This window comes from uncultured Pseudophaeobacter sp., from assembly GCA_905479575.1.
Taxonomy (GTDB): domain Bacteria; phylum Pseudomonadota; class Alphaproteobacteria; order Rhodobacterales; family Rhodobacteraceae; genus Pseudophaeobacter.
The window spans coordinates 44,697-70,111 of record CAJQNB010000017.1; the positions used below are offsets into that span (position 1 = coordinate 44,697).

23 protein-coding genes are annotated in these 25,415 nt (G+C 57.9%); 8 read left to right on the forward strand and 15 right to left on the reverse strand.

Translation table 11 applies throughout. From position 1 onward, the window contains the following. Nucleotides 1–180: 180 nt before the first annotated feature. The gene (locus tag QZ268_RS05535; protein ID WP_295449276.1) at nucleotides 181–1,392 is read left to right on the forward strand and encodes a GTP-binding protein; all 1,212 of its coding nucleotides are present in this window, start codon (nucleotides 181–183) and stop codon (nucleotides 1,390–1,392) included. 152 nt (nucleotides 1,393–1,544) lie between these two features. Here QZ268_RS05535 and QZ268_RS05540 read toward each other — a convergent pair whose 3' ends face one another. The 10 genes from QZ268_RS05540 to QZ268_RS05585 form a co-directional block, all read right to left on the reverse strand. After that, nucleotides 1,545–2,648: a flagellar basal body P-ring protein FlgI gene (locus tag QZ268_RS05540; RefSeq protein ID WP_295449279.1), complete on the reverse strand. Its 1,104-nt coding sequence runs from the start codon at nucleotides 2,646–2,648 to the stop codon at nucleotides 1,545–1,547. After that, the gene (locus tag QZ268_RS05545) at nucleotides 2,648–3,652 is read right to left on the reverse strand and encodes a flagellin (RefSeq protein WP_295449281.1); all 1,005 of its coding nucleotides are present in this window, start codon (nucleotides 3,650–3,652) and stop codon (nucleotides 2,648–2,650) included. The genes QZ268_RS05540 and QZ268_RS05545 overlap by 1 nt, the downstream gene beginning before the upstream one ends. A gap of 3 nt (nucleotides 3,653–3,655) precedes the next feature. Further along, nucleotides 3,656–5,101, reverse strand: a complete 1,446-nt coding sequence (gene flgK, locus QZ268_RS05550) for a flagellar hook-associated protein FlgK (RefSeq protein ID WP_295449284.1) — start codon at nucleotides 5,099–5,101, stop codon at nucleotides 3,656–3,658. Nucleotides 5,102–5,144: 43 nt separating this feature from the next. After that, nucleotides 5,145–6,446: a flagellar hook-basal body complex protein gene (locus QZ268_RS05555; RefSeq protein WP_295449287.1), complete on the reverse strand. Its 1,302-nt coding sequence runs from the start codon at nucleotides 6,444–6,446 to the stop codon at nucleotides 5,145–5,147. A 123-nt stretch (nucleotides 6,447–6,569) separates the two neighbouring features. Beyond that, nucleotides 6,570–7,403, reverse strand: a complete 834-nt coding sequence (locus QZ268_RS05560; protein ID WP_295449290.1) for a flagellar motor protein MotB — start codon at nucleotides 7,401–7,403, stop codon at nucleotides 6,570–6,572. A gap of 201 nt (nucleotides 7,404–7,604) precedes the next feature. Beyond that, nucleotides 7,605–9,224, reverse strand: coding sequence for a long-chain fatty acid--CoA ligase (locus QZ268_RS05565; RefSeq protein WP_295449293.1), 1,620 nt, complete (start codon nucleotides 9,222–9,224; stop codon nucleotides 7,605–7,607). Between the two features lie 19 nt (nucleotides 9,225–9,243). Further along, complete coding sequence (locus tag QZ268_RS05570; protein ID WP_295449296.1) at nucleotides 9,244–10,866, reverse strand: GMC family oxidoreductase N-terminal domain-containing protein; 1,623 nt, start codon at nucleotides 10,864–10,866, stop codon at nucleotides 9,244–9,246. A 175-nt stretch (nucleotides 10,867–11,041) separates the two neighbouring features. Further along, the gene (locus QZ268_RS05575) at nucleotides 11,042–12,559 is read right to left on the reverse strand and encodes a heme biosynthesis HemY N-terminal domain-containing protein (protein ID WP_295449299.1); all 1,518 of its coding nucleotides are present in this window, start codon (nucleotides 12,557–12,559) and stop codon (nucleotides 11,042–11,044) included. A 10-nt stretch (nucleotides 12,560–12,569) separates the two neighbouring features. Further along, nucleotides 12,570–13,928 (reverse strand): hypothetical protein, encoded by a 1,359-nt coding sequence (locus QZ268_RS05580; RefSeq protein WP_295449302.1) that lies wholly within the window; start codon nucleotides 13,926–13,928, stop codon nucleotides 12,570–12,572. Between the two features lie 53 nt (nucleotides 13,929–13,981). Further along, entirely contained in the window at nucleotides 13,982–14,746 is a 765-nt protein-coding gene (locus QZ268_RS05585) for a uroporphyrinogen-III synthase (RefSeq protein WP_295449305.1), read from the reverse strand. Nucleotides 14,747–14,821: 75 nt separating this feature from the next. Here QZ268_RS05585 and tsaD point away from each other — a divergent pair, with 75 nt between their 5' ends. The 5 genes from tsaD to QZ268_RS05610 are packed head-to-tail and all read left to right on the forward strand — an operon-like array spanning nucleotide 14,822 to nucleotide 18,016. Next, entirely contained in the window at nucleotides 14,822–15,919 is a 1,098-nt protein-coding gene (gene tsaD / locus QZ268_RS05590; RefSeq protein ID WP_295449308.1) for a tRNA (adenosine(37)-N6)-threonylcarbamoyltransferase complex transferase subunit TsaD, read from the forward strand. Beyond that, the gene (locus QZ268_RS05595; RefSeq protein ID WP_295449311.1) at nucleotides 15,916–16,878 is read left to right on the forward strand and encodes an NAD(P)H-dependent glycerol-3-phosphate dehydrogenase; all 963 of its coding nucleotides are present in this window, start codon (nucleotides 15,916–15,918) and stop codon (nucleotides 16,876–16,878) included. Before tsaD ends, QZ268_RS05595 begins: the two co-directional genes overlap by 4 nt. Before the next feature lies 1 nt (nucleotide 16,879). After that, a complete protein-coding gene (locus QZ268_RS05600; protein ID WP_295449315.1) occupies nucleotides 16,880–17,152 on the forward strand; it encodes a YciI family protein in 273 nt (90 codons plus the stop codon). After that, nucleotides 17,152–17,574 carry an EVE domain-containing protein gene (locus QZ268_RS05605; protein ID WP_295449318.1) on the forward strand — a complete coding sequence of 141 codons (423 nt, stop codon included), beginning with the start codon at nucleotides 17,152–17,154 and terminating at the stop codon, nucleotides 17,572–17,574. The genes QZ268_RS05600 and QZ268_RS05605 overlap by 1 nt, the downstream gene beginning before the upstream one ends. A gap of 46 nt (nucleotides 17,575–17,620) precedes the next feature. Then, on the forward strand, nucleotides 17,621–18,016 hold the full coding sequence (locus QZ268_RS05610) for a DUF1761 domain-containing protein (RefSeq protein ID WP_295449321.1): 396 nt from the start codon (nucleotides 17,621–17,623) through the stop codon (nucleotides 18,014–18,016). A gap of 336 nt (nucleotides 18,017–18,352) precedes the next feature. Here QZ268_RS05610 and QZ268_RS05615 read toward each other — a convergent pair whose 3' ends face one another. Together QZ268_RS05615 and ahcY are read right to left on the reverse strand one after the other, a co-directional pair. Further along, the gene (locus QZ268_RS05615; RefSeq protein ID WP_295449324.1) at nucleotides 18,353–18,694 is read right to left on the reverse strand and encodes a DUF2853 family protein; all 342 of its coding nucleotides are present in this window, start codon (nucleotides 18,692–18,694) and stop codon (nucleotides 18,353–18,355) included. Between the two features lie 419 nt (nucleotides 18,695–19,113). Continuing rightward, on the reverse strand, nucleotides 19,114–20,505 hold the full coding sequence (gene ahcY / locus QZ268_RS05620; RefSeq protein ID WP_295449327.1) for an adenosylhomocysteinase: 1,392 nt from the start codon (nucleotides 20,503–20,505) through the stop codon (nucleotides 19,114–19,116). Nucleotides 20,506–20,787: 282 nt separating this feature from the next. Between ahcY and QZ268_RS05625 the strand changes: the two genes are divergently transcribed. Further along, the gene (locus tag QZ268_RS05625) at nucleotides 20,788–21,384 is read left to right on the forward strand and encodes an HD family hydrolase (protein ID WP_295449330.1); all 597 of its coding nucleotides are present in this window, start codon (nucleotides 20,788–20,790) and stop codon (nucleotides 21,382–21,384) included. A 19-nt stretch (nucleotides 21,385–21,403) separates the two neighbouring features. Here QZ268_RS05625 and QZ268_RS05630 read toward each other — a convergent pair whose 3' ends face one another. The 3 genes from QZ268_RS05630 to QZ268_RS05640 all read right to left on the reverse strand — a co-directional run bounded on the left by QZ268_RS05630 (nucleotide 21,404) and on the right by QZ268_RS05640 (nucleotide 23,831). After that, complete coding sequence (locus tag QZ268_RS05630; RefSeq protein WP_295449333.1) at nucleotides 21,404–22,555, reverse strand: glycosyltransferase 61 family protein; 1,152 nt, start codon at nucleotides 22,553–22,555, stop codon at nucleotides 21,404–21,406. An 8-nt stretch (nucleotides 22,556–22,563) separates the two neighbouring features. Continuing rightward, nucleotides 22,564–23,118, reverse strand: coding sequence for an ActR/PrrA/RegA family redox response regulator transcription factor (locus QZ268_RS05635; RefSeq protein ID WP_027242086.1), 555 nt, complete (start codon nucleotides 23,116–23,118; stop codon nucleotides 22,564–22,566). A 95-nt stretch (nucleotides 23,119–23,213) separates the two neighbouring features. Beyond that, nucleotides 23,214–23,831 carry an SCO family protein gene (locus QZ268_RS05640; RefSeq protein ID WP_295449339.1) on the reverse strand — a complete coding sequence of 206 codons (618 nt, stop codon included), beginning with the start codon at nucleotides 23,829–23,831 and terminating at the stop codon, nucleotides 23,214–23,216. Between the two features lie 141 nt (nucleotides 23,832–23,972). Here QZ268_RS05640 and regB point away from each other — a divergent pair, with 141 nt between their 5' ends. Beyond that, nucleotides 23,973–25,364 (forward strand): sensor histidine kinase RegB, encoded by a 1,392-nt coding sequence (gene regB / locus QZ268_RS05645; protein ID WP_295449342.1) that lies wholly within the window; start codon nucleotides 23,973–23,975, stop codon nucleotides 25,362–25,364. The last annotated feature ends 51 nt before the right edge of the window (nucleotides 25,365–25,415 follow it).

A 25,415-nucleotide genomic window follows, 5' to 3' on the forward strand; every position in this document is an offset into this window, starting at 1 on the left:
CCTCCAGCATTCTGCGCTTACAGCCCCGGCCCCAGTGCCGGGGCTGTTGTCCTGTGTGCGCTGGTCTTTGCCCAAGATTGTTTTGGCGGTACAGAATTTTCTTGCAAATGTTATGATATAACATCATTAGATAATTCATCCCTTTTACCCGCCTAGCAAAAAGCCGAGGATCCATGTTCCATGCGCGACACCTCCCAATCCGATACCCGCCTTCCCGTCACCGTTCTGTCCGGCTTTCTTGGGGCAGGCAAAACCACATTGCTCAACCGTGTCTTGAACAACCGCAATGGGCGGCGGGTTGCCGTCATCGTCAACGACATGTCTGAGGTAAACATCGATGCCGATCTGGTCCGCGAGAGCACCGAACTGTCGCGATCCGAAGAAACCCTGGTTGAAATGTCCAATGGCTGTATCTGCTGCACCCTGCGCGATGACCTGCTCAAAGAGGTGCGCAAACTGTCCCAGGAAGGCCGCTTTGATTATCTTCTGATCGAATCCACCGGAATTTCAGAACCGCTGCCCGTGGCGGCGACCTTTGATTTTCGCGACGACCAGGGCCAAAGCCTGTCTGACGTGGCACGGCTCGACACTATGGTCACCGTGGTTGATGCGGTGAACCTTTTACAGGATTTCTCCAGCCATGACTTTCTCAACGACCGCGGCGAATCGCTGGGCGAAGAAGACAACCGCAGTCTGGTCAGCCTGCTCACCGAACAGATCGAATTTGCCGATGTTGTGATCCTCAACAAGGTTACAGATGCAGGCGCATCCCGCACAGAAAACGCGCGCAAGATCATCCGCGCGCTGAATGGTGACGCCAGGATCATCGACACCGATCACTCTGACGTGGCGGCTGATGCCATTCTCGACACCGGCCTGTTCAACTTTGACACCGCCCATGAACACCCCATGTGGGCAAAAGAGCTGTATGGCTTTGCCAACCACACCCCCGAGGATGAAGAATACGGCATCGAATCCTTCGCCTTTCACGCCCGTGCCCCCTTTGATCCGCAAAAACTGCATGCGGTGTTGAACGGCGCGCTCCCGGGGGTGATCCGTGCCAAGGGACATTTCTGGATCGCTACCCGGCCAGACTGGGCGGCCGAATTCAGCCTCGCCGGGGCGCTGTCTTCAGTGGCTCCCCTGGGCCGGTGGTGGGCCTCGGTACCGCAAGACCGCCTGCCAGATCACCCACAGGCACAGGCTGAAATTGCCCGCAACTGGGTAGAGCCATGGGGGGATCGGCGCCAGGAACTGGTCTTCATTGGCGCCGGGCTGGAGCGTGAAACCATCAGTGCCCGGCTGAATGACGCCTTGGTCGATACAACGGATTTCCACCCCGATGCCTGGACCGATATGGCAGATCCTTTTCCACAATGGGGACAGCGTTGATGCCGGTGACCCGTTTTGATGTCGGGTAATGCCTTATGCTGCGGGCTGCGCTATTGGCAGCGTGATCTGAAGATCTAAAACCTCAAAATCAAAAGTCCCGGACCGTCTGCGACGATCCGGGACTTTCTGTAGCTTAGGCAGTCTGTCGTGGCTTAGCGCACCACAAACTCGGCGTGCAATGCACCTGCGGCTTTCAGACTTTTCAGGATGTCGATCATGTCACGGGGCGACACGCCCAGCGCATTGAGACCTGCGACCACCTCTGACAGGGATGTGGTCTCGCGCACCTCAGCCAACTGCACGCCTTCTTCCTCGTCGATGGCTGCATTGGTACGCGGCACCACCACTGTTTCGCCATCAGTAAAGGGACTTGGCTGTGACACCAACGGTGCCTCTTCGATCCGTAGCGTCAGGTTACCCTGAGCCACCGCCACCCGAGAAATCCGCACATCGCTGCCCATCACAATGGTTCCGGAGCGCTGATCAACCACCACACGGGCCTTGCGCTGCGGTTCCACCAAAAGATTTTCCATCCGCCCGACAGCATGGGCGGTTGAGCGTGCATTTGTGCGTTTGATGTCGATCTCGACAGTGCCGGAATCGCGCATCAATGCAACGCCACGGCCAAATTCATCATTCACCGCGCGTTCGATCCGCTCTGCGGTGGTGAAATCCGGCTCCCGCAGGGCTAGACGCATGGTCGACAGCGACGACAGATCAAAACCGATCTCGCGCTCTACCCGCGCCCCCGAAGGGATATTGCCAGAGGTCGGAACCCCCTGGGTAACGCTGGCGCCATCGCCTTCGGCAACAGCCCCACCCGCAAGAATGGTCCCCTGCGCCACCGCATAGATCTGACCATCAGCGGCGTTCAGCGGCGTCATGATCAAGGTGCCACCCAGCAGGCTTTTGGAATCGCCAATGGCCGACACCGTGACATCCACAGTACCGCCAACACGGGCAAAGGGCGGCAAGGTTGCGGTCACAAAGACCGCTGCCACGTTTTTCGGCCGGAACTGTTCGCCGGTTACATTGACCCCGAGACGTTCCAGAATGTTGGTCATGATCTCTTCTGTGAAGGGCGAGTTTCGCAACCCGTCCCCGGTACCATTGAGACCCACAACCAAGCCGTAACCTACCAGATCGTTGCCGCGCACCCCGTCGAATTCGACAAGATCCTTAAGGCGAATTGCATTGGCCTGCGCCAAAGTCGGCAGCAGCAGGCAGGCGATCAAAAGGCGAAAAAATTTCATCATCACATGTGCTTTACAAGGCTGAGTTGGGCGCTGCGCGCAGTCACCGTATAAAGGATTTCCAGCTGGGTCTCTGTCGACTTCATCTTGGAGGAAACTTCATACTGATCGGCCAGAACAATGTCGTTGAAGGCCAGGCTGAGGCTGGTTTTACTGGCCTGATTGCGCGTGCTGACCCGTTCGAGCTGAGATTCCATAAAGCCGATATCCGCCTGCGCCTCAACCAAACGAGAGCTGCTGTCAGCCATTTCAGTAATGCCTGCGCGGGTCATGTCGATTTTGACTTCATCTGACAGCGCCACACCGGGTTCATCCATCAGGGCAAGGATCGCAAAGCTCTGCAAAGAATGTGTCAGGTCCGGGTCATCGGCCCGCAGAGACAGCGATACCGTCTCGCCATCGCCAATTTCGACCGGGGAAAGATCAGTGGTCGACCCATTGTACATCAACGTGTTAAATCCGGCGGGGTCTGCAAACCAGTCTTTCACCGCTTGAATAATATCGGCCGCATCGGTCAGACCGGCCGTTTCGAGCACCAGTTCACTCATCATTGTGTCGGCATCATTCAACGGTGATGTTCCCGTCGCCGTGCCGGAAAACAAGCTGCGTCCACCAGCCCAACCATTCAATGAACTGATTGCCGCGTCCAACTGACGACTGGCCTCCTTGGCGAACTGCTCCGCGTCGGTCGCGTTCAGCGTGGTGGAGACCGAAACGATGTCGTCACGCATCAGCTGCGTTCCCTCCTGAATACGCGACAGATTACTCTGCATGCTCAGGGCGAAGAGTTTGGTCTCATTGGTGGCGACGGTTTGGCTTTCGATCCGGTTCAGATTGTTTTCGATATCGGCCAGATAGGAAAAGTCACCGCCCAACTCCGCTGTCAGGTTGGATTTTTTGCCTGTGGAAACTTCTTGTGACAGCGTCGCCAGATCCAGCTTTAGTTCCGCATTGCGATTGCGCAGGAAACTATGAGTGGTCAGGTCGCCGTAGGAATTATAGATCATTCATTATATCCTCAGAAGAGATTCCATCATGTCATCAATGGTCGACAGCATGCGTGCATTTGCTGCGTAGGCATTCTCGATGAGCATCATGTTTTGCAGCTCGGCGTCCGAATCAACACCAAGGGCAAGCTCTGCCTGAGCCAGCTCGGTGTAACTGGTGGCAGCAAAGCTTAGCGAATTGTTGGCGCTGTCACTGTCTCGGGCAAACCGCGACATAAGAGAGGCGCTCAGCGTGTTGAGATCCGAAGAAATGGTGCCCAACTTGGTGGTCGAAACCGTCCGGTTTTCGCTGATGGCTTCGGAATAGGCGATCAGTTGGCTGGCATCACCAGGATCGCCTTCGGCGGCCGCATAGAGCCCATCCCGCAGACGCCAGGTTTCTGCCTGACCGTCCATGGCCACCAGATCATTCAATTCCAGCCGCGCCGCCAGCCCCACTGTATCAGCAGGATCAAAGGCACCGCCGCTGTCGGTAAAGATCCCCGCATCGGTCAGGCCAATAGTGGCATCCAACGCCGGATCCTGGAAGCGCTCCACCAGATCGCGGGCTACGGCATCCAGGTCATTCTGCGCCTCAACCGCGACATTGTCGCGAATATCAAAGGCCGCAATCAAGGTGCCGCCCCGCAACGGCCCGTTGATAGAGGTATCCATCGCCAGACCATTGATCTCCAGCCCTGACAACAACCCGTTGTCCTGGGTCATCTGTGGCTCGATTGTGCGCTTGGCGTCAAAGCTCAGCTCTGATGCCCGACCATCCAGCAAGGCGACACCCCCAACGGTGAACAGAGCAACCCGGCCCTGATCCCGCTGCACGACGTTGACCGGGATCGCCTGGTTCACAGTATCAATCAACAGATCTCGCTGATCTTCCATTGCTGTGGTGCTACCACCTGCCGCCTGAGCAACAACAATACGGGCATTCAGCTTTTCCAGTTCTTTCAACTGACTGTTCAGTTGGTCAACCTGCAGATCAATCGAGGATTCAGCTGCAAGCCGCTGATTGTTCAACCCGTCGGCTGCGTCAGTAATGGATTGAACAATCAAGTCCGCCTTTACCGAAAGATCGTGCAACCGTTCGGTTGAATCCGGGCGTGAGGTTGCTTCGACCAATGCCGCGTCAAAGTTTGAGATCTGCGTAGAGATCGACATATTGTCGTCCACGGTGCCAACAAAGTTGGACATCCGCGAATAGAAATCCGAGTAGACTCCGATCTTTGCATATTCAGCTTCCGCCTTGCGGGTGGTGGATTGCAATGCCGGATTAACATTGCGCTCCACATCCCCGATCCTGACACCAGCCGCATATTGGCTGGTGGACAGGTTCAGCTTTTGAGAGGAGTAGCCAGGCGTTAGCGCATTGGCCAGGTTCTCCGAAGTTACTTGGGACAGCCGCGCATTCGCGGTCAGTCCGGTCATCGCGGAGTTAAGTGCACTTGTGATAGACATGTCAGGCGCTCTTTCTAAGCCGGAGTCAAAGTATCAGCGACGCTTATCGCTTGATGTTGGTGGTTTCCTGAAGCATCTCATCGACGGTCTGGATCACTTTGGCATTGGAAGAATAGGCCCGCTGCGTCTTGATCATATCCGTCAGTTCGGTCGCCACATCGGTGGCTGATTCTTCCCGCGAATAAGAGGCAACTTCCCCTGTTGGTCCGTCACCCGCGTCCCACAAGAAGTAGGATCCACTGTCCGACGAGGGCAGATAGGTCTGGTTATCAAGTGATTTCAGGCCATTCAAATTAGGGACATCCACCAGTGGGATCTTGTAAATCACACGGCTGGCACCGGAATCATAGTTGGCGCGGAGATAGCCCTGCGGGTCAACTTCGACACCAACCATGGTGCCGACTTCAGAACCGTCTTTGGTGACCGAAGCCGGTGCAAAGGTATCGGAAAGCTGGGTGAACCCATCGCTCTCACCAATGGTGCCGACTTTGATTTCCATCGGCCCGCCATCAACATTGACCACAATGCTGCCGGTTGCCGGATCATAGGCACCGCCCGAAACCGCCGTGACCGAGGCAAGTGAACCACCCGCGGTACGACTGTCATTGAACGTCATGGTGTATTCGCCAATCACCGCGCCGCCAGAGGCGCTATCGGTGATCTGCATGGTCCATTCGTTCGAGCTGCCGGTTGCAGGAACCGTTGGCGTATAGGTAATGCCCAGTGTCTGCGAGCTGCCAAGGTTGTCATAATATTCAACCGTCATGTTGCGCACAGTACCCGCGCTGCCGGCCTCGGTATCAGTGGCGGGAAGGTTCACGCCCAGACCAACAGTTGTTGTCGGCTCGCCAGTCAGCTGGTTCATGTTGTACTGAACCGGCTCCAGCCCTTCGGCTGTGTCGCGTGGACCGTCTGAAACTGTACCATCCGGGTTGGCAGGCCAGCCGAGCAGGACCAGACCTGACTTTGTCGTCAGGTAACCTTCGTCATTGGTGCGGAAGGACCCGGTTGTGGTCATCAACATGGTTGGAGACCCATTGTCGCCCTGCACTTCGGTCAGGGAGGCAACGGGCAACATGCCACGGCCACTTACAGCCAGATCGGTTGCATTGTTGGTTCCGACAAGAGGTCCGCGCTGGTCAATCAGGCGCATATTGCTGGCGGAAACACCGCCCGCAGAATACCTGCCGCCAGAAGAGCCGACCACCATGGATTGGAAGTCGGTCTCTACTCTCTTGTACCCGCTTGTGGAGGAGTTTGCGATATTGTCCGAAATTGCGGCCAAAGAGCTCGCGTTTGCACTCAATCCGGAAACACCGGCATTCAGGGCGGAAGAAATGGTCATGTTGCGCCTTTCTGCTGCAATAAGTCGTTCTTGGAGCAACAGCTAGCGCATCAGCACTTAACGGGCGGCTAACAGATAAAATGCAATTTATACTGCGCCGCCCGAGGGTGAGTTATATGGGGTTCATTCACGCAAGAGGATGATTTCCACCCGGTTATTCCGGACCGCCATCGGATTTTTCACTGCCAGTTTTCTGTCCGCGTGCCCCGTAATCCGATGGATTCGGCTGGATTTCATACCACCCGATTCGAGCAAAGTTCGGGTGACATTTGCCCGGTTATGAGACACTTCCCAAACCGGATTCTGTGCCAACACAACCGGATGCGACTGAATGTGCCCGCTGATCGCAATGTCATTGGTCACACTGCCACTCACCCGCGCCACCATGCGCACCAGGTCACGGAACAACGGAGTCGGCTCCGCGCCACCGGCGGCAAAAAGATTGACCCCGTCTGTCTCGAACAGCTCGACAATCAGACCTTCATCGGTGACACGCGTAATGATGTGGCGTGACATCTCAACCGAAACCATGCTCTCACCACCGCGGCCCTGAAGCTGCTCTTCGATGGCGCGGAACTTGCTGTCTTCCTCGGCTTTCTCGGCATCACTGACGCCGGTCTGACCCTGGGCTTTCTGCGCATCCATCGGATTGATGTCAGAAGCCCCCGTACCGGACTGCGGCTGGATGTCTTCGGTAAACATACTGTCGCCCTGGAAGGCACCATTACCGCCACCGGAAATCCGGCTGAGCGGAATCGATGGCGAAAAGTAATCCGCCAGACCCTTACGTTGCTTTTCAGTTGTTGCGTTCAACAGCCACATCAACAAGAAGAACGCCATCATGGCTGTCACAAAGTCTGCATAGGCCACCTTCCAGGCGCCCCCATGGTGGCCACCGCCACTAACGACTTTTTTCTTCTTGATGATAATAGGCGCCATTCCATTTTGTGCGCTCATATCCACCACCACTATTTTTCACCCACTCATGGAATATCAGGTGGGGTGCTAACTGGCCCTTAACAATTAAACTTGCCGGCAGTTAAGGCGTATAAACAGGGGGGTGGCATAGCCCAGTGCCCTACTAGGGCCAGGGCTGCGGACAAAAAAGGTAGATGACCTGCGCCCCGGCTTTGGCTGCTGGGGCGCAGGTCAGTTCTGTTAGGACGCAATCAGAATAGAGCCAAACGATTCGCGCAGCTTATTCTTCAGCACCTTACCGGTCCCGCCCAACGGCAGTTCAGTCACAAAAACCACCTTGTCCGGGATTTGCCAGCTGGCCACACGACCCTCATAATGGGCCAGAAGATCAGCCTCGGTCAGATCCGCGTCAGATTTGATTGCGATCACCACTGGGCGTTCATCCCATTTGGGATGCTGCGCCGCAATGGCAGCGGCCTGCGCCACCTGCGGGTGCGACATGGCAATATCTTCCAGTTCCACCGTCGAAATCCACTCGCCGCCGGACTTGATGATATCCTTGGAGCGGTCGCGGATAATCATGTAGCCATCGCCGTCAATGGTGGCGACATCGCCGGTGTCAAACCAGCCATCCATGGTCAGGGCACTTTTGTCCTGGCCAAAGTAGGTGTCGATAATCCAGTGGCCACGGATCTGAAGCTCACCCTGGGTTTCCCCATCATTGGCCAGCACATGGCCTGATTCGTCGACAATACGCAGCTCGACCCCATAGGGTGGACGGCCCTGGCCTTCGCGGATGGCGCCTTTTTCGGTGTCGGACAGATCATGATGCTTTTGCAGCAGATGATTCATCGTTCCCAACGGGCTGGTTTCCGTCATGCCCCAGGCATGGATCAGCTCCACCCCGTATTTGTCGCGGAAGGCCGGGATCATCACCGTTGGCAGCGCCGAGCCCCCCACAACGGTGCGGGTCAGGCTCTCGGCCTTGCTGCCGGTCTTTTCCAGTGCCTGCAACAGTCCCATCCAGATGGTTGGAACGCCCAGCGCCAGGGTAACCTGCTCGCCGTCGATCAGCTTGACCAGGCTTTCGCCGTCCAGGTTTGGCCCTGGCAGTACCAGTTTGGCGCCAACACCAGCGGCAATATAGGGCACGCCCCAGGCATTCACGTGGAACATCGGCACCACGGCCATCACCGTATCCCGCGCCGAGATCGCCAGCCCATCCGGCTGGTTGCCCCCCAGCGAGTGCAGCACGGTGGTGCGGTGGGTATATTGCACCCCTTTGGGATTGCCGGTGGTGCCCGAGGTATAGCACAGGCTCGACGGCATGTTTTCATCCAGCTCTGGCCAGCTGTACGCATCACCTTCGGCGGCAATCAGCTCGTCATAGAACAAGATACCCGGCACAGCCTCGGCGGCGGCTTCATCGCGCGGGCCCATTAGCACGACGTGTTTGACGGTTTTGAAGTGCTCCTTCAGCTGACCCACCGCGGTCACAAAGGTGGCATCAATGAACAGCACCTGATCTTCAGCATGATTGATGATATAAATCAGCTGCTCCGGTTTCAGGCGCGGGTTGATCGTGTGGCAGATCATACCGGCGCCGGCGACACCAAAATAGATTTCCAGGTGCCGCTGGTTGTTCCAGGCAATGGTACCGCAACGGTCCCCCTGGGCCACGCCCAGGCGCTCCAGCGCGGCGGCCAGTTTGCGGGCGTTGGCCTCAACCTCGCCCCAGCTGGAATGCACCACCTCCCCAGAGGTTTCGACTGAGGTCACTGTGGTTTCGCCGTGATAGCGCCCCGCATGTTCAATCAAAGAGCTGATCGTCAGCGGATTGTGCATCATCTTGCCAAGCATTTCGCCTGTCTCCTCCAAATTATTCTGCAGCCAGCGCTGCATGGCCACGGATCAGATCCGCAGCCTTTTCTGCAATCATAATGGTGGGGGCGTTGGTATTCCCCCCTATCAGCCGCGGCATCACAGAGGCATCTACAACGCGCAGCCCCGCCAGGCCCCGCACCTTCAAATCCGGATCGACAACAGCCATGTCGTCCTGCCCCATCTTACAGGTTCCCACCGGATGATAAATCGTATCCGAGCGCGCCCGGATGTGCTGCTCCAACGCTGCGTCATCCGGCTCTTCTTTGATAAAGAGTTCTTTGTGGATGTAGCCCGACAGCGGCGCGGTTTGCATCAGCTGTCGCGTCTTGCGTGCGCCCTTGATCAGCACGGCCAGATCTTCGGGATCCGACAGGAACTGCGGATCAATGCGCGGCGGCGCCATGGGATCACCGGAGGTCAACCCGACCGAACCCCGCGATTTTGGCCGCAACACACAGACATGACAACTAAACCCATGGCCCATATGCAGTTTTCGCGCATGATCATCCACGATTGAGATGACAAAATGCAGCTGAATATCCGCGCGCTCCAGATGGCTTTCGGTCTTGAGAAAGGCCGCGCCTTCGGCAAAGGGGGTGGCAATCATGCCCTGACCCGAAGACCGCCAGTTGGCGATATGTTTCAGCAAAGACAGGCTGCCCGGCAGGGATATGCCAAAGTTATCGCGATCCTTGCTTTTGTAGGCCAGGGTGAAATCCAGATGATCCTGCAGATTCTGGCCCACTCCGGGCAGCTCGTGCAGCATCTTGATGCCATGTGGTTCGATATCCTCAGCCCGGCCAACGCCCGACAGTTGCAGCAGTTGCGGCGAATTGAACGTGCCACCACAAAGCAGCACCTCGCGCTCCGCCATGACCTCTTTGTCCTGTCCCCCCTGGCGATAGGCAATGCCGGTGGCGCGCTTGCCTTCAAACAGCACCCTGGTGGCATGGGCCTTGGTCAGCACCGTCAGATTGGGGCGATCCATCACCGGATGCAGATAGGCTGCCGCCGCCGAGCACCGCTCACCGTTCTTATCCTGGGCATGAAACTGGGTGACCTGGTATTCGCCAATGCCCTCGTTATCGCCGCTGTTGAAATCGGCGACTTCGCGGATCTGCAGCGCCTGACCGGCCTCGACAAAGGCGCGGGTGATGGGGCGTGGGGAATTCTGATTGCTGACCTGCAGCGGCCCGCTGTCCCCGTGCACCGCATCGCCGCCGCGCTCGTTATTTTCGGCACGCTTGAAATAGGGCAACACCGCGTCCCAGTTCCAGCCGTCACAGCCCAGATCGGCCCATTCGTCATAGTCCTTGGCATGGCCACGAACATAGAGCATGGCATTGATGGCACTCGACCCACCCAGGGCCTTGCCCCGTGGCTGATAGCCCTTGCGGCCATTCAGCCCCGGCTGCGGCACCGTTTCAAAGGCCCAGTTGTTGATCTTGGGTCGCCCCGGCAGCATCGTAACAACCGCAGCCGGAGCGCGCACCAGAATACCGTCCCCCTTACCGCCGGCCTCAATCAGACAGACCGTGGTGGCAGAATCCTCACTCAAACGGGCAGCCAATGTCGCCCCGGCAGAGCCACCTCCGACAATCACATAGTCAAATTTCATTGCGTTCCTCCCCATACAACCCTGTGGGTGGTAGCAGAGCCAAGCCAGCAGTATCTGTCCAGACTTACACCGCGTAAATCTGGACTATACCCAAACAGATGGCTTACGGGGAAGAAACCGGGGGGGGACAACTGGCACCTGCGCGCCTGCACCCCCGGTTTGCTTTCTGAAGTCTTTAGGCTTTGGCTTGGGCCTCGCCGCCTTCTTCTGAACCGGCGCTGTCATCCGCTTTATCAGCCTCAGCGCTGGCGTCGATCTCGTCAACATCAACGATGTCTTGCACCACCACAGCGCCCGAGGCCGCGTTGCTTGCAGCTGCTGCGCCGGTGATCAGCGGTAGCATATGGACACCGGTGGCGCTGGCGACCTCCGGGGTTTCCGGGCGTTGCCAGCTCAGGGTGTCAAAGCTGGTGCAATGTTCACAAACCGGCGCCCAATCGGCGTGGATATGGTTGCAGTTGCTGCACAGCCACTGCGGCCCCCGCGGCGCCGTCAAGGCCCGCGCCAGCCAGGCCTGGGTCACCGCATTGTCAGCGCCCTCGCCTTTCTCAATCGCCGCCATCAGCGTCAGCACCCGCGCATCCGGCGCCCGTTCCACCAGATCTCCCAACGCGCGGCGCGCCTCGGGGAAATCTTCGGCAACGATATGCAGCTCGGCCATGACCAGCCGGGTTTCGTCATCCTGTGGCTTCAGCCGCGCCAGCTGGTCAAAGCGTTTTACCCGCTGCGCAGGCGTCTCTTCTGGCTCAACCTCGGCAAAGACATGGGCAAGGTCCGGGTGCGGCTGTGCCTCCCAGGCCTTTTTCAACACCTTGACTGCATTGCGTTTCTTGCCCTGCGCCAGATAGGCCCGCGCCGCCATCGCCGCTGCCGGAACCAGATCGGGCGATAGCCGGTTGGCCTCAATGGCCTGCTCGCGCTGCGCGACTGTTGCCTCTTCGTCGATGACCCCACGAGAGGCGGAAAGCGCCAGCACCGCATCGCGACGTTTAAACACATCGCGCGGCAGCGTGCCCGATTTCAGCTTGGTGGACAGGGTTTTACGCGCCCCCGCCCAGTCTTCGGCCTGGGCCTGAAGCTGCAGCAACGTGTCCTGAACTTCTTCGTGTTTGGGACGCAATGCCAGGGCCTTTTCGGCCAATTGCAGCGCGGTGTCCCTGTCCCCCTCGGACAGCTTTTGCTTCATGATGCCGCGCACCCCGACAAAGCGGGTGGTCTGATTGCTCAGCAGGCGCTTATAGGCCTCTGCGGCCTTATGCGTATCGCCGGCCATTTCCGCCGCCTGCGCCGTCAACAGGTCGGTAAGTTCCGGATTATCCAGATACCGCGCCGCCTTTGACGCCTTGGTCAGCGCCAGACGCCCCTCGCCAGAGGCCAGCGCCATCATACCATCGGACAGCGCCTGATAGCCCTTGCGCTCGCGTCCCTTGTCAAAATAGCGCGACATCGCCGTTTCGTCCCCGTTGAGGAACTTGAGCGTGGCGATCAGCAGGGTCAGCAGCTTCAGGAAGATCCAGACCCCCAGCACCAACAGACCCAGCGCCAGCACCGATTGCAGCGCCCCCAGGGTGTATTCGGTCCCCGCCACGGTGATCTGCACCCCGCCTGCAGTTTCCATCAGAATACCCGCTCCAAAGGCAAGCAAGGCCACGAGGGCAACAAAGACCAGAATTTTCAACAATGACCAGAGCATGGCGGCTTCCTTATTTTGCGTTCAGGCTTTGGGCCAGTTGATCAACAGCGGCGATCGCTGCCAGACGAGTTTGCGCGGAGGCCAGCCAATCAGCAAAGGCTGCGCGGGCGGGCGCGGGCAGGGTCTCTACCTCTGCCAGTGCATCGGCGATTGATCCGGACTGCAAAGCAGCCTCGGCGCGGGACAGCACAGCGTCCGCCCCGTCGCCGTCTTGTGGTGTCACCGAACGGGCCCCCAGATGGCGGTTGACGTAGTCCATCAGGCTACCGCTTCCTGCGCTGTCCTGCCGCGCCAGGGCCAATGCCTCGCGGGCGAGGGCCGGATAGCTGGCCTGCAGGCCAGACAGCGGGGTCACACCGGCGTCACCGCTGCCGGACAGGGCGGCGGGAACCGAGACCTGCAATCCCTGCAACTCAGCCAATGGCGCGGCAAAGCTGCCGCCGGCATCCAGCGAGATGCGAATTTTGGCCAAGGCCAATTGCGCCGAGGCAATACGCGCCGATTCCAAACTTGCCTGTTCCGTAAGACGGGCCTCGGCCAGCATGTCTTCGACCTCAGACCGCTGGGTGGCCAGGCTTTGTTGCAGCTTGGCCAACTCGCCCTCAAAGGCGGCAACCGCCTCGGGGGAGGCCGCATCGGTGAGCGGGCGCGCCTCAATCTGGTCCAATCTGGCGGTCAAAGCGGCAATTTCATCTGCACTTGCAGACCCGGACGCCGGATCATCGCGCAGGGCTGCTACAGTAGTTTCAAGCTCATCAAGCCGGGTCTGCAAAGGCGCTAGATCTGGCAGCTCAAGACCGCCCAATTGCCCCTGCAGCGCAGCAAGCTGCTCCTTGATCTCCGCCTGTTCCTTTGCATGAGCCGCCATATCGGCCTCATAAGAAGCCTTATCAAAGCCGGCGGATCCCAGCAGGCTGCTTGGCAATACCGAGTTGAGAAGCCCGCCTTGACCAACCGCAAAGCCCAAGACAGCGGCCACAGCCCCACCCAGGAGCGCCGCGCCGAAGCCACCGCGTTTTTCGATGATGCGTTCAATTTCGGGCTGAGCTGCGGGGGGTGCAGTCGCGTCGGAAGACACGTCTTCCTGGTCTTTGGCCTCGTCGGGATCTCCTGATGTCTCAGTCTCAGTCTCAGTCTCAGTCTCAGTCTCAGTCTCAGTCTCAGTCTCAGTCTCAGTCTCAGTCTCAGTCTCAGTCTCAGTCTCAGAAGAGATCACCGCGTCATCCGCGTCCTGATCAACCCCCTCGGCTGTGATCTGATCCTCAGCAACCGCGCTCTCTGTTTCAGAGATTGGTGCATCTTTTGCCCCAGGGTCCTGCGTGCCAGCCGCAGGCTTGGTCACTTCATCCGCAGTTGTCTTGTCAGCCACACCGGCCTCCCCTCGATTCTCAAATCACCTAAACGCCCTACAATGCCCCGACCCTACTGCGCCGGATTGCCACCCTCAAGGTGCGTCAATCGAACTGCGGCATCGCGGACCATCACAGCCATACTACTGGCATCTGGCGTCCTACTTACCTGCAAGTCCTTGTAGTTCAAACCCTTCAGCTCAGCCGCAACGGCCTGACTTAACGCAATCAAAGACAAATTAACTTGATCCAGCCCCAGACAGGCAAAATGCCGCGCAGTTCGTGGTGAAAAAAGCGGCGCTATTACGGCGTCTTGCGCCAGGATGCGCTGCTTTGCCTCCTCGCTGGGCGATAAAAGCTGCTGATCGTAGATCACCTGCCCTTCACAGGGCAGACCAGCACTGGTCAGCTTTTGCGCTATATCGCCACGGGTATGGCGCCCATGCAGATGCAACAGGGGCGTGACAGGTCTGGCTTTGGAAAGATGCGCAATCAGCTCTGCTGCCGAGGCACCACAATACCGCGCCTGCCACCCTGCCTGTTCAGCCGCTTGGGTCGTGCGCTGCCCAACGCAAAAGGCGGGCAGCGCGGCGGGTGCGCTACGGGCAGCGGCCACCCCATTGGCGGAGGTGAAAATCACACCCTGGTAGCCCGTGAGATCAACCGCTGTGGCAAGCGGCGTCACCTGCATCAGCGGTGCATGAATCACCTCTAACTGTGCCAGAATCTCCGCAGGCAGCTGCGCTACAAACCGCAAAGAGCCCTCCTGTGGCCGCGTCATCAACAGGGCAACCTTGGGCATTTTGCTACGGGATCCAGAGACCGGGGCGTCAGGCATGCTTTGGGCTCCTGGGATTGTTTGCATCACGTATAGGTGCTAGCTCCACCAGCAATCTGATGCAACGGGTAGACCATGACACAAAGCCTGACACTTTTGGGGTTGGAAAGCAGCTGTGACGATACTGCCGCCGCCGTGGTGCGGCAAGAGCCGGGTAAACGCGCCCAGGTGCTATCTTCCATCGTCTTTGGCCAAACCGAACTACACAGCGCATTTGGCGGTGTTGTCCCCGAAATTGCCGCCCGCGCCCATGCGGAAAAACTGGATCTCTGCGTTGTAGATGCACTGCAGGCTGCCGGGGTAACCCTGCAGGATCTGGATGCCATCGCCGTCACCGCCGGGCCCGGACTGATTGGCGGGGTGATGTCTGGCGTAATGTGCGCCAAGGGCATTGCCGCCGCCACCGGTCTGCCGCTGGTGGGGGTCAACCATCTGGCCGGTCACGCCCTGACCCCGCGGCTGACCGATGATGTGGCCTATCCCTATTTGATGCTGCTGGTCTCTGGTGGTCACTGCCAATATCTAATCGCCCGTGGCCCCGAGGATTTCACCCGGCTGGGCGGCACCATTGATGACGCCCCAGGCGAGGCCTTTGACAAGACCGCGCGACTGCTGGGCCTGCCGCAGCCCGGTGGTCCTTCGGTGCAAAAAGAGGCCGAGACGGGCGACCCCAAACGCTTCCGCTTTCCCCGCCCGCTAATCCAGCGGCAGGATTGCAACCTGTCCTTTTCCGGGCTAAAAACAGCGCTAATGCGGATGCGCGACCAGATTGTCGATGAAAAATCCGGCCTGACGCGGCAGGACCGCGCCGACCTTTGTGCTGGGTTTCAGGCGGCTGTGGCGGATGTCCTGGCCTCCAAAACCCGCCGGGCGCTGGCCATCTATCTGGCGGAAAACCCCACCACGCCGACCTTGGCCGTGGCCGGTGGTGTGGCGGCAAATACCGCCATTCGCGCCGCGTTAGAGACTGTTTGTGACGAGCTGAACACCCAGTTTACCGCGCCTCCGCTGGCCTTGTGTACGGATAATGCCGCAATGATCGCCTTTGCAGGTCTAGAGCGGTTCCGGGCCGGGGCGCGTGACGGCATGGATCTGACCGCCCGCCCCCGTTGGCCGCTGGATCAAACCAGCCCCGCCATGCTGGGATCAGGCCGCAAAGGAGCCAAGGCATGACAATTTCCGTGCTGGGCGCCGGCGCCTTTGGCACCGCCCTGGCCATTTCCCTGGCAAAGGAAACGCCAGTTACCCTATGGGCCCGCGACAGTGTTCAGGTGGCGGATATGCAGCGGCAGCGCTGCAACACAGCGCGCCTGCCCGATGTCCCTTTGCCAGCGCGTTTAACCCCGACCGGTGATTTCAGCCAGGCGACCGAGGCAGAGGTGCTGCTGCTGGCGGTCCCCATGCAAAAACTGCGCTCCGTTCTGCAGGCCCATCGCGCCGATTTGACGGGTAAGGTGCTGGTGGCCTGCTGCAAAGGGATAGAGCTGGAAACCGGGTTTGGCCCCATTTCGGTAATCAGCCAAGTCCTGCCCGCTGCCAAACCCGCCTTGCTGACCGGCCCCAGTTTTGCCGCTGATATTGCCCGGGGCCTGCCCACGGCCCTGACTCTGGCCTGCGGTGATGCCGAGCTGGGTCACCAGCTGCAACAGCAGCTCACCACCGCCAATCTGCGGCTTTACCGCACCACCGACACCAGCGGCGCCGAATTGGGTGGGGCGCTGAAAAACATCATCGCCATTGCCTGTGGCGCCGTCATTGGCGCCGGATTGGGCGAGAGCGCCCGCGCCGCCCTGATGACACGGGGCTATGCCGAAATGCAGCGTATGGCGCTGGCCTGTGGGGCAAAGCCGGAAACCCTGGCCGGGCTTTCAGGCTTTGGCGATCTTACCCTGACCTGCAGTTCCCCCCTGTCGCGCAACTATCAATTGGGATTGTCCATTGGCCGGGGCGACGGGTTTGATCCAAACATCACCGTCGAAGGTGCCGCCACCGCGCGCGCCACCGCTGCCAAAGCAAAAACCATGGGGCTGGATATGCCCCTGACCGAGACCGTCGTTGGGTTACTGAATGGTGACTTGACGATTGCCACTGCCAGCGCTCAACTGCTGGCACGCCCTTTGAAAGAGGAATAATATGCTGATAGCCCTGATCGCCCGTGACAAGCCGGATCACCTGCAAACCCGCGTGGACAACCGCGCCGCGCACCTTGCCTATATTGAAGACACCGGCGTTGTTGCACAGGCAGGACCCCTGCTGGACCAAAACGGTGAAATGGCCGGATCACTGGTTATCCTCGACGTTGAGGATATGGCCGCGGGCGAGGCATGGGCCGCAGAGGACCCGTATAACAAGGCCGGTCTGTTTGAGGCGGTTGAATTGATCACCTGGAAGAAAGTCATCGGCTGATGCGCTACTGGCTGTTCAAATCGGAGCCTTCGACCTGGAGCTGGCAAGACCAGATCGACAAGGGCGGGCAGGGCGAGGAATGGGACGGCGTGCGCAACTACCAGGCCCGCAACTTCATGCGCCAGATGGCCCTGGGCGACCGGGGCTTTTTCTATCATTCGCAAAAAGAGAAAGCGGTGGTGGGTATCGTTGAGGTCTGCGCCGAAGCACATCGCGACAGTACTGCCGAGGATGACCGCTGGGACTGCGTCGATATCAGGGCTGTTCGCAGCTTTTCCCAGCCCGTGACCCTGGATCAAATCAAATCGGACCCGCGCCTGGAAGAGATGAGTCTGGTCAAGAGCTCCCGATTGTCGGTGCAACCGGTCAGCCCGGAGGAATGGCAGCTGGTCTGTGCCATGGGGCAGACAGAAGCGGGCTGATCTGCCAATCTTGACCAAGACCTGATCTGGTTATGGGAGAGTAACTGTGGAAATTCTGAATGTTCTGGTGGCCGCCGCAGCAGGTTTTGCCCTGGGCGCGGTATATTACGGAATCCTGGCAGAGCCCTGGATGGTCGCCGCCGGGATAAGGCGCGGCACCGATGGCAAGCCTGAAAGCGGCCAGACTGCGCTGACATTTGCGATCGGTTTTGTGTTGCAACTGGTTGTCGCTGGCATGATGCGCCATGTCTTTACCATATCGGGAATCAACAGCGCCGGGGCCGGGTTTGTGGCTGGGCTTGGCGTGGGATTGTTCTTCATCACGCCCTGGATTGCGCTGAACAACCTGTATGCAGGGCGCCCGGTCAAACTGACAGTGATTGATGGTGGCTATGCCACCTTGGCCTGTGCTGTTATCGGCCTGGTGCTGTCGCTGTTCTGACAACCAGGCCGGGCAAAACCGCGCCAGGGTCGGCTGTCACTACAGCGCCCCAAAGCCTTTAAAATAGAAAAGGGAAGATCCAACCAAACAGTAGGATCTTCCCTTCCACCCCGCGTGCTCCACAGTCCACCACACGCGTATGAAAATTCCGTCCTAGCCATCCTGGCTGGTCTCTCTGTGGTAGCTTACTTGCAGTTGTTTTGGCAAACCCAATGCCCGGACAATACCATTCAAATGCAAGACACCCGGCAATATTGCCGGGTGTCTGGATCCTAAAGTCCTGAAATTTAAACAATTAAAACAGTATATTAGGATATAAATACTGACAAATCCACCTCAGCCGTAGACGGATTCTTTGCCGAAATGCTTGGTAAGCATGTAGTAAACGACGGCGCGATATTTGTTGCGCTCGGATTTGCCATAGGTCTCAACAACCTTGCCAATGGCTTCCATCAGCTCTGGCCCGTCCGCCAAGCCCAACTTTTTGATCAGGAAGTTGTCTTTTACGGTTTCCAGCTCGCTCTCCTGGCTGGAGGCAACGGTGGAGGCGTCGGCATTATAGATCGCAGGACCACAACCAATGGTGACCTTGGTCAGCAGGTCCATATCGGGTTCCATACCGCATTTGTTTTTCAGATCATCAGCATATTGCGCGATCAGATCGTCTCTCTTACCCATAAACGTTCTCCAGCTACAGTGTTGTGGTCGGCCAAAATCAAGAAATTGCAGAGGCTTAACATAAGCCTAACGCCAGACGCCCGAGAGACAAAGGAAAAGATTCGCCTGCTTTTCCCCGCTGAAAGAACTCTGGGGCTCTTATGCTAGGCAGCAAGGTGCGAACAGGGATCAGCAAGCAACAGAGACATCGCAGACTTACATTTCAACATGGAAGCTGCTGAGAATATCGCTTGGGTAAAACAGCGCGTTCAAAAAGGCACTGAAATGCAGAGCGCCACCCAAAGATTCTCTTGGGTGGCGTTCTTTCTAACAAGCTCTAAATGTCAGGCCCGGCTGACAGGCCGGGCAGTGCCCGACCCTCCCCACGGGAGGGCGCTTACGGCACCCACCCAGGGTCAGGCGATGCCCTATTAGGGATCTTAGTAGCGGTAATGCTCTGGCTTGAAGGGGCCTTCTGGGGTCACACCGATATAGGCGGCCTGCTCAGGGGTCAGGCTCGACAGTGTCACGCCGATGCGCTCAAGGTGCAGACGGGCAACTTTCTCATCCAGGTGCTTTGGCAGGATGTAGACTTCGTTTTTGTACTCATCACCACGCAGCCACAGCTCGATCTGAGCCAGAACCTGGTTGGTGAACGACGCCGACATCACAAAGGACGGGTGACCGGTGGCATTGCCGAGGTTCAGCAGACGCCCCTCGGAGAGCAGGATCAGACGGCTACCCGAAGGCATCTCGATCATGTCGACCTGTTCTTTGATGTTGGTCCACTTGTGGTTCTTCAGGCTTGCGACCTGAATTTCGTTGTCAAAGTGACCGATGTTGCCAACGATCGCCATGTCCTTCATCTCGCGCATATGCTTGATGCGGATCACGTCTTTGTTGCCGGTGGTGGTGATGAAGACATCAGCGCTGGAAACAACATCTTCCAGACGCACAACTTCAAAACCGTCCATGGCGGCCTGCAGGGCGCAGATCGGATCAACTTCGGTGACTTTGACGCGGGCGCCAGCACCAGCCAGCGAAGCGGCAGAGCCTTTGCCAACATCGCCATAGCCACAAACAACGGCAACCTTGCCGGCCATCATGGTGTCGGTGGCGCGGCGGATGCCGTCAACCAGCGATTCCTTACAGCCGTATTTGTTGTCGAACTTCGACTTGGTGACCGAATCGTTTACGTTGATCGCAGGGAAGGGCAGCTGGCCGTTCTTCTGCAGTTCATACAGACGGTGAACACCGGTGGTGGTTTCCTCGGACACACCCAGGATCGCTTCGCGGGTCTTGGTGAACCAGCCGGGGCTTGCCGCCATACGCTTTTTGATCTGGGCAAAGATGGCTTCTTCTTCTTCCGAAGTTGGCACTTCGATCAGATCGGTCTCACCTGCTTCCACACGGGCGCCCAGCAGCACATAGAGTGTTGCATCGCCACCATCGTCGAGGATCAGGTTGGCGCCTTCGGGGAACATGAAGGAGCGGTCGAGATAGTCCCAATGCTCAACCAAGGTTTGACCCTTGATGGCAAACACGGGAACACCGGCCTGCGCGATGGCGGCAGCGGCGTGGTCCTGAGTCGAGAAAATGTTGCAGGACGCCCAGCGTACATCGGCACCCAGCGCCACCAGTGTTTCAATCAGAACAGCTGTCTGAATGGTCATATGCAGCGAGCCAACGATGCGCGCGCCCTTCAGCGGCTTTTCTTCACCGTATTCAGCACGCAGCGACATCAGGCCCGGCATTTCGGTTTCTGCGATGTCCAATTCCTTGCGGCCAAACTCAGCAAGCGCAATGTCTTTTACAATATAATCCTCGGCCATGGTCCGCTCCGTTCTGGTTACGAGTTCACTTTGTCGCCGCAGGTAACATTGCAATGGTTTATAAGCAACGAATATAGGGGCATTCTCTGCCCAGAGCCCGCGTTTCCTGATGAAATTTTTATTTTCATCGCCGCAGCCCCGGGTTGGAAAGCCACCCCGGGGCGTGCAGGCTATCCGGCAAGACCTCGACCTGAAATAGCCTCGTCGCCCCCATAAAACCGCTTCCACAGCAGGACCCAAATCGCTAGGCAGGGGCAATCGCCCTACCACCGGACTTTACCCATGCCCGCTAAACCCGCCCGCGCCTGGCAACGTATGCTTTCAGGCCGCCGCCTGGATCTGTTGGACCCGACCCCGATGGATATCGAAATCAGCGATATTGCCCATGGGCTGGCCTTTGTGGCCCGCTGGAACGGTCAGACGCACGGCGATTTTGCCTATTCGGTTGCAGAACATTCGCTGCTGGTAGAGGTGCTGTTTTCGCGCATGTACCCCAAGGCGCCGGTAAAGTGGCAGCTGGCAGCCCTGCTGCATGATGCGCCTGAATATGTCATCGGCGACATGATATCTCCGGTGAAAGCCGCCGTGGGGCCGGGCTATAGCGAGCTGGATCAGCGCCTGACCTCCGCCATTCACATCAAATTTGGTCTGCCAGCGCTTTTGCCAAAAACCATCAAGGCGCAAATCAAACGGGCGGATAAGGTCAGCGCCTGGATGGAGGCGGTACAGATTGCCGGGTTTTCCGAATCCGAAGCAAACAAGCTGTTTGGCCGCCCCAAACCCGAAGTCATTTCCGGGCTGGCCATTGATCTGCGGCCGCCGCTGCAGGTGCGTCAGGCCTTTGTCGCCCGCCATGCAGATCTGTTGCGCAATCTGTAACAGCGCAACAACGCCCGGATCAGTCAGGTTTCTTGTTTTTGCGCTTTGGCTTGGCCTCGACAAAACCGCTCTGCCCACCGAGACCTTTTTCGTGCAAAATCTGGTCGCGCTCTTCCTCGGACAAGACCTGCCACTCAGCTGTTTCAGAGATGAAACCAAGGCGCGACAGGGTTTCGCCAATGATCTTGTGATTCAATTCACCAAAGCTCAACCGGCTGGATTTGCCGCCTTTTTCGGGCACCCATTCGGCGCGTAGCCCACCAATCACCACCGGATTGCATTTGCAAAAACTCTCAACGTGTTTTGCCAACAGATTGTTGGCACCGGAACTGCGCCGCAGGATCATCGCCACCTTTTGGTCAGGCCGGCCAACCATGGCAAAAAGATGTAACGCAGAGCCATCGGCGGCAATCACCTTTTTGGCGGCCTTGTAGCGGGCAACCTGCACCGTGAGACTGTGCTCCTGAGGATGGAAGATCTCATAGCCTTCGCCCTCAAGCAGGGACTCCAGCTGTTCTTCCCCCAACAACCCGCCCTTGCCCAGGCCCAGTTTTGAGCGGGAAATATAGATCTTTTCCGGGCCCTCGGGCTCTATGTGGGTGGCAAAACGGTCATGCACTGCGCGACGGAATTTGCGCGTCCCAACGGTGATCTTACCCAGGCCAAAGCCCTGCCCCGGCACCACCAGCTCTTCGACACAGGTTGGCCTGTCGACAACCTGAATAGGCAAATCCGTGCCAAACAGTGAGAGATACTCACGATGATAACCGCGCACCTCTTTGCCGACTTTGGGACGTTTGGGAATAAAGATAATGCCTCTGATATCCTCTTCGACACTGGGCAACGCCCACAGACGCGAAGAGCTTTCGACCAGGAAATGGCCAAAATGTGCCCAAAGCACCCCTCCCCAGAGCCAACGCCCCTGCAGGGTTTCCCGCACCCTTTTGGGCCGTTCCGGTTCAATGGAAATGGGGCGAAACTTGCGCCATAACGCAGCTTCGGGGCAATAACTGCCATCTGCGTAAAAAACCCCCGCCGGCTGCACCAAGGCGCTGATCTTGGGGGGCACCACACAGGCGTCCGCCAGATTCAGCATCTCTTCGGACCATCCTCCCGTTGGCAGGGGCTGGCCATCCGGATCAATTTCCGGTCCGCTGGTGTTGTTTGACATTATGATCCCTACCGAGGGCTGCGTTTTGCCAGAATACGCTGCAGCGTCCGGCGGTGCATATTGAGCCGCCTCGCGGTCTCGGAAACATTGCGGTCACACAGCTCATAGATGCGCTGGATATGCTCCCACCGGACCCGGTCGGCACTCATCGGGTTTTCGGGGGGTGGCGGCAATTCGTCGTCGCCGCTCAGCAGAGCATTCATAATATCCGCCGCATCCGCAGGTTTGGACAGATAATCCGTCGCGCCAATTTTCACCGCAGCAACAGCGGTGGCAATAGCGCCATATCCGGTCAGCACCACAACCCGGCTGTCAGGGCGCTTTTCACGCAGCACTTCGACCACATCCAACCCATTGCCATCTTCCAGCCGCAGATCAACCACGGCAAAGGCCGGGGGGCGGGCGGTGGCGATGGCGCGCCCGCCGGCTACGGAACCAGCAGTTTCTACTTCAAAACCGCGTTTTTCCATAGCTTTGGCCAACCGCCGCAGAAAAGGTTCGTCATCATCAACAAGCAAAAGTGACTTGTCTGGTCCAATGTCCTGCAGTGCGTTCTCGGCCATGCCCGGTTCTCCGCCAATTTTGCGCGTATTTATAAGCACATTCTTGAATTTGATACTAGCGACCCGGGCAGGAAGGTCAAACAGCTCATCCGCTGTTACATGTTTTCGACAAAGCAGCTGACCTTGTCCGCAATCTGTTCGGGGGTTTCATCGCGGCGGAAGAAATCGACAAAGCCAATTTCTGGAAGCACCAGATAGGCAAAGGTCGAATGATCGACCAGATAATAACCGTCATCGCCGGGCTGGCGTTTGAAATAGGTCTTATAGGCCCGGCTCGCCGCCTTGATCTGCTCCAGAGAACCCGTCAGACCGATCATCTTTTCATGCATGTTATAGGCAAAATCACCCACCACTTCGGGGGTGTCGCGCTCTGGGTCGATGGAGACAAAAACCGGCGTGGCACTGATGCCCTGCTCAGCCAGAACGTCAATGGCTTCGGCATTGCGCGAGACATCCAGTGGGCAGACATCCGGGCAGAAAGTGTAGCCAAAGTACAGAATCGACGGCTCGGTGAAGACGTCTTTGTCCGTCACCGTCTCGCCCTTGCTATTGACCAGCTCAAACGGGCCACCAATGGCATCACCACCGCTGGCGATCGTGCTGCCACGACATTGTGCAAACTGATCCGTCTCCCCACCACGGGTGAAAAACCAAGTGCCCCCAGCGAGGGCAGCGATAAATGCAACAGCAAGAAGAGAGTAGAGGCGAGCCATGTGATCACACTTTATGTTGGAGGAGGAGAGTTGATCGTTTTCGCCGCCAGACCTATCAAGAAACTCAGGCAATGCAACTGGGCGAGATGGTCACAGGTCTGCGAGCCGTCGTAAAATATCTCAAGCTCCAGGAGCTTTCGCATGCCCGACACAGAATTTGGCCTCATGCAGGGAGAAGACCGCAGCCATTGGATCCGGCTGCGGACCCTGATTATGCTGCGCTGGATCGCTATTGCAGGGCAGCTCATCGCCATCACCGTGGCGCAGCTGCTTTACAATCTGCAACTGGATCTCGGCCTGTGCCTTTTGGCCATTGGTGTTTCGGTGATCAGCAATCTGCTGGCGATCTTTGTCTTTCCTGAAAATAAACGCCTGTCAGAGTTTGAAAACTTTCTGATGGTGCTGTTCGACCTGCTGCAGCTGGGCTTCCTTCTCTACCTCACAGGTGGGCTGCATAATCCCTTTGCCCTGCTGGTGCTTGCGCCTGTGACCATTTCCGCTGCGATGATGGGGCTTCGGTCGACCCTGATCATTGGCGGCACTGCCATCATTCTAGTCACCCTGATGGCCGAATTCCACATGCCGCTGCGCACGGCGCAGGGCTTTGTCCTGCGCATCCCGGACATCTTTATTTTTGGCAATTGGACTGCCATCGTCATCGCCATTTTGTTCATGGGTGCCAACTCCTTTCGCATCAGTACAGAAATGCGACGCATGTCTGATGCGGTCGCCGCCACTCAGCTTGCCCTGTCGCGCGAACAAAAGCTCACCGATCTGGGCGGCGTCGTCGCTGCTGCCGCACATGAGCTGGGCACCCCACTGGCCACCATCAAGCTGGCCAGCGGAGAGCTGATTGACGAACTGGAAGACCATCCCGACCTGCGCGATGACGCCCAGCTTATCCGCGAACAGGCAGAGCGCTGTCGCCATATTCTGCGTGACATGGGCCGGGCTGGCAAAGATGACCTGCATCTGCGCCAGGCGCCGCTGTCGACGGTGATACACGAAGCCGCCGAGCCCCATCTCAATCGCGGCAGGGAGATCCTGTTTGATGAAGGTCCGCTGGAAGATGGCAGTTTTCAGCATCCAACTATTTTGCGCAAACCCGAGATCATTCACGGGCTGCGCAATCTGGTGCAAAACGCCGTCGATTTCTCCCGCACCAGAGTGTGGATTGATGCGACCTGGAACGACGATCAGATTTGCCTGCATATCTATGACGACGGGCGCGGGTTTCCACCACATCTGATTGGCCGCATTGGCGATCCGTTTATGCGACGGCGACGCAGCGAAAGTGATCGAAAACAGCGCCCCGAGTATCAGGGCATGGGTTTGGGATTGTTCATCGCCAAAACCTTGTTAGAGCGTACCGGAGCCGAGCTGACCTTTGCCAATGGCGCCAGTAAACCACTGCCACATCCAACGGAGCGGCGCGGGGCCATTGTCAACGTAACCTGGCCGCGTGAGAAAATTGACGCCCTGGTGGGTGAAAATGCTGTACCCAAGGGAGAAAATAAATGGATAGAAGTTTAACTATTCATTTTTAGGTAATTAATTAAACTACAGTTAACCATTTCTACGCCA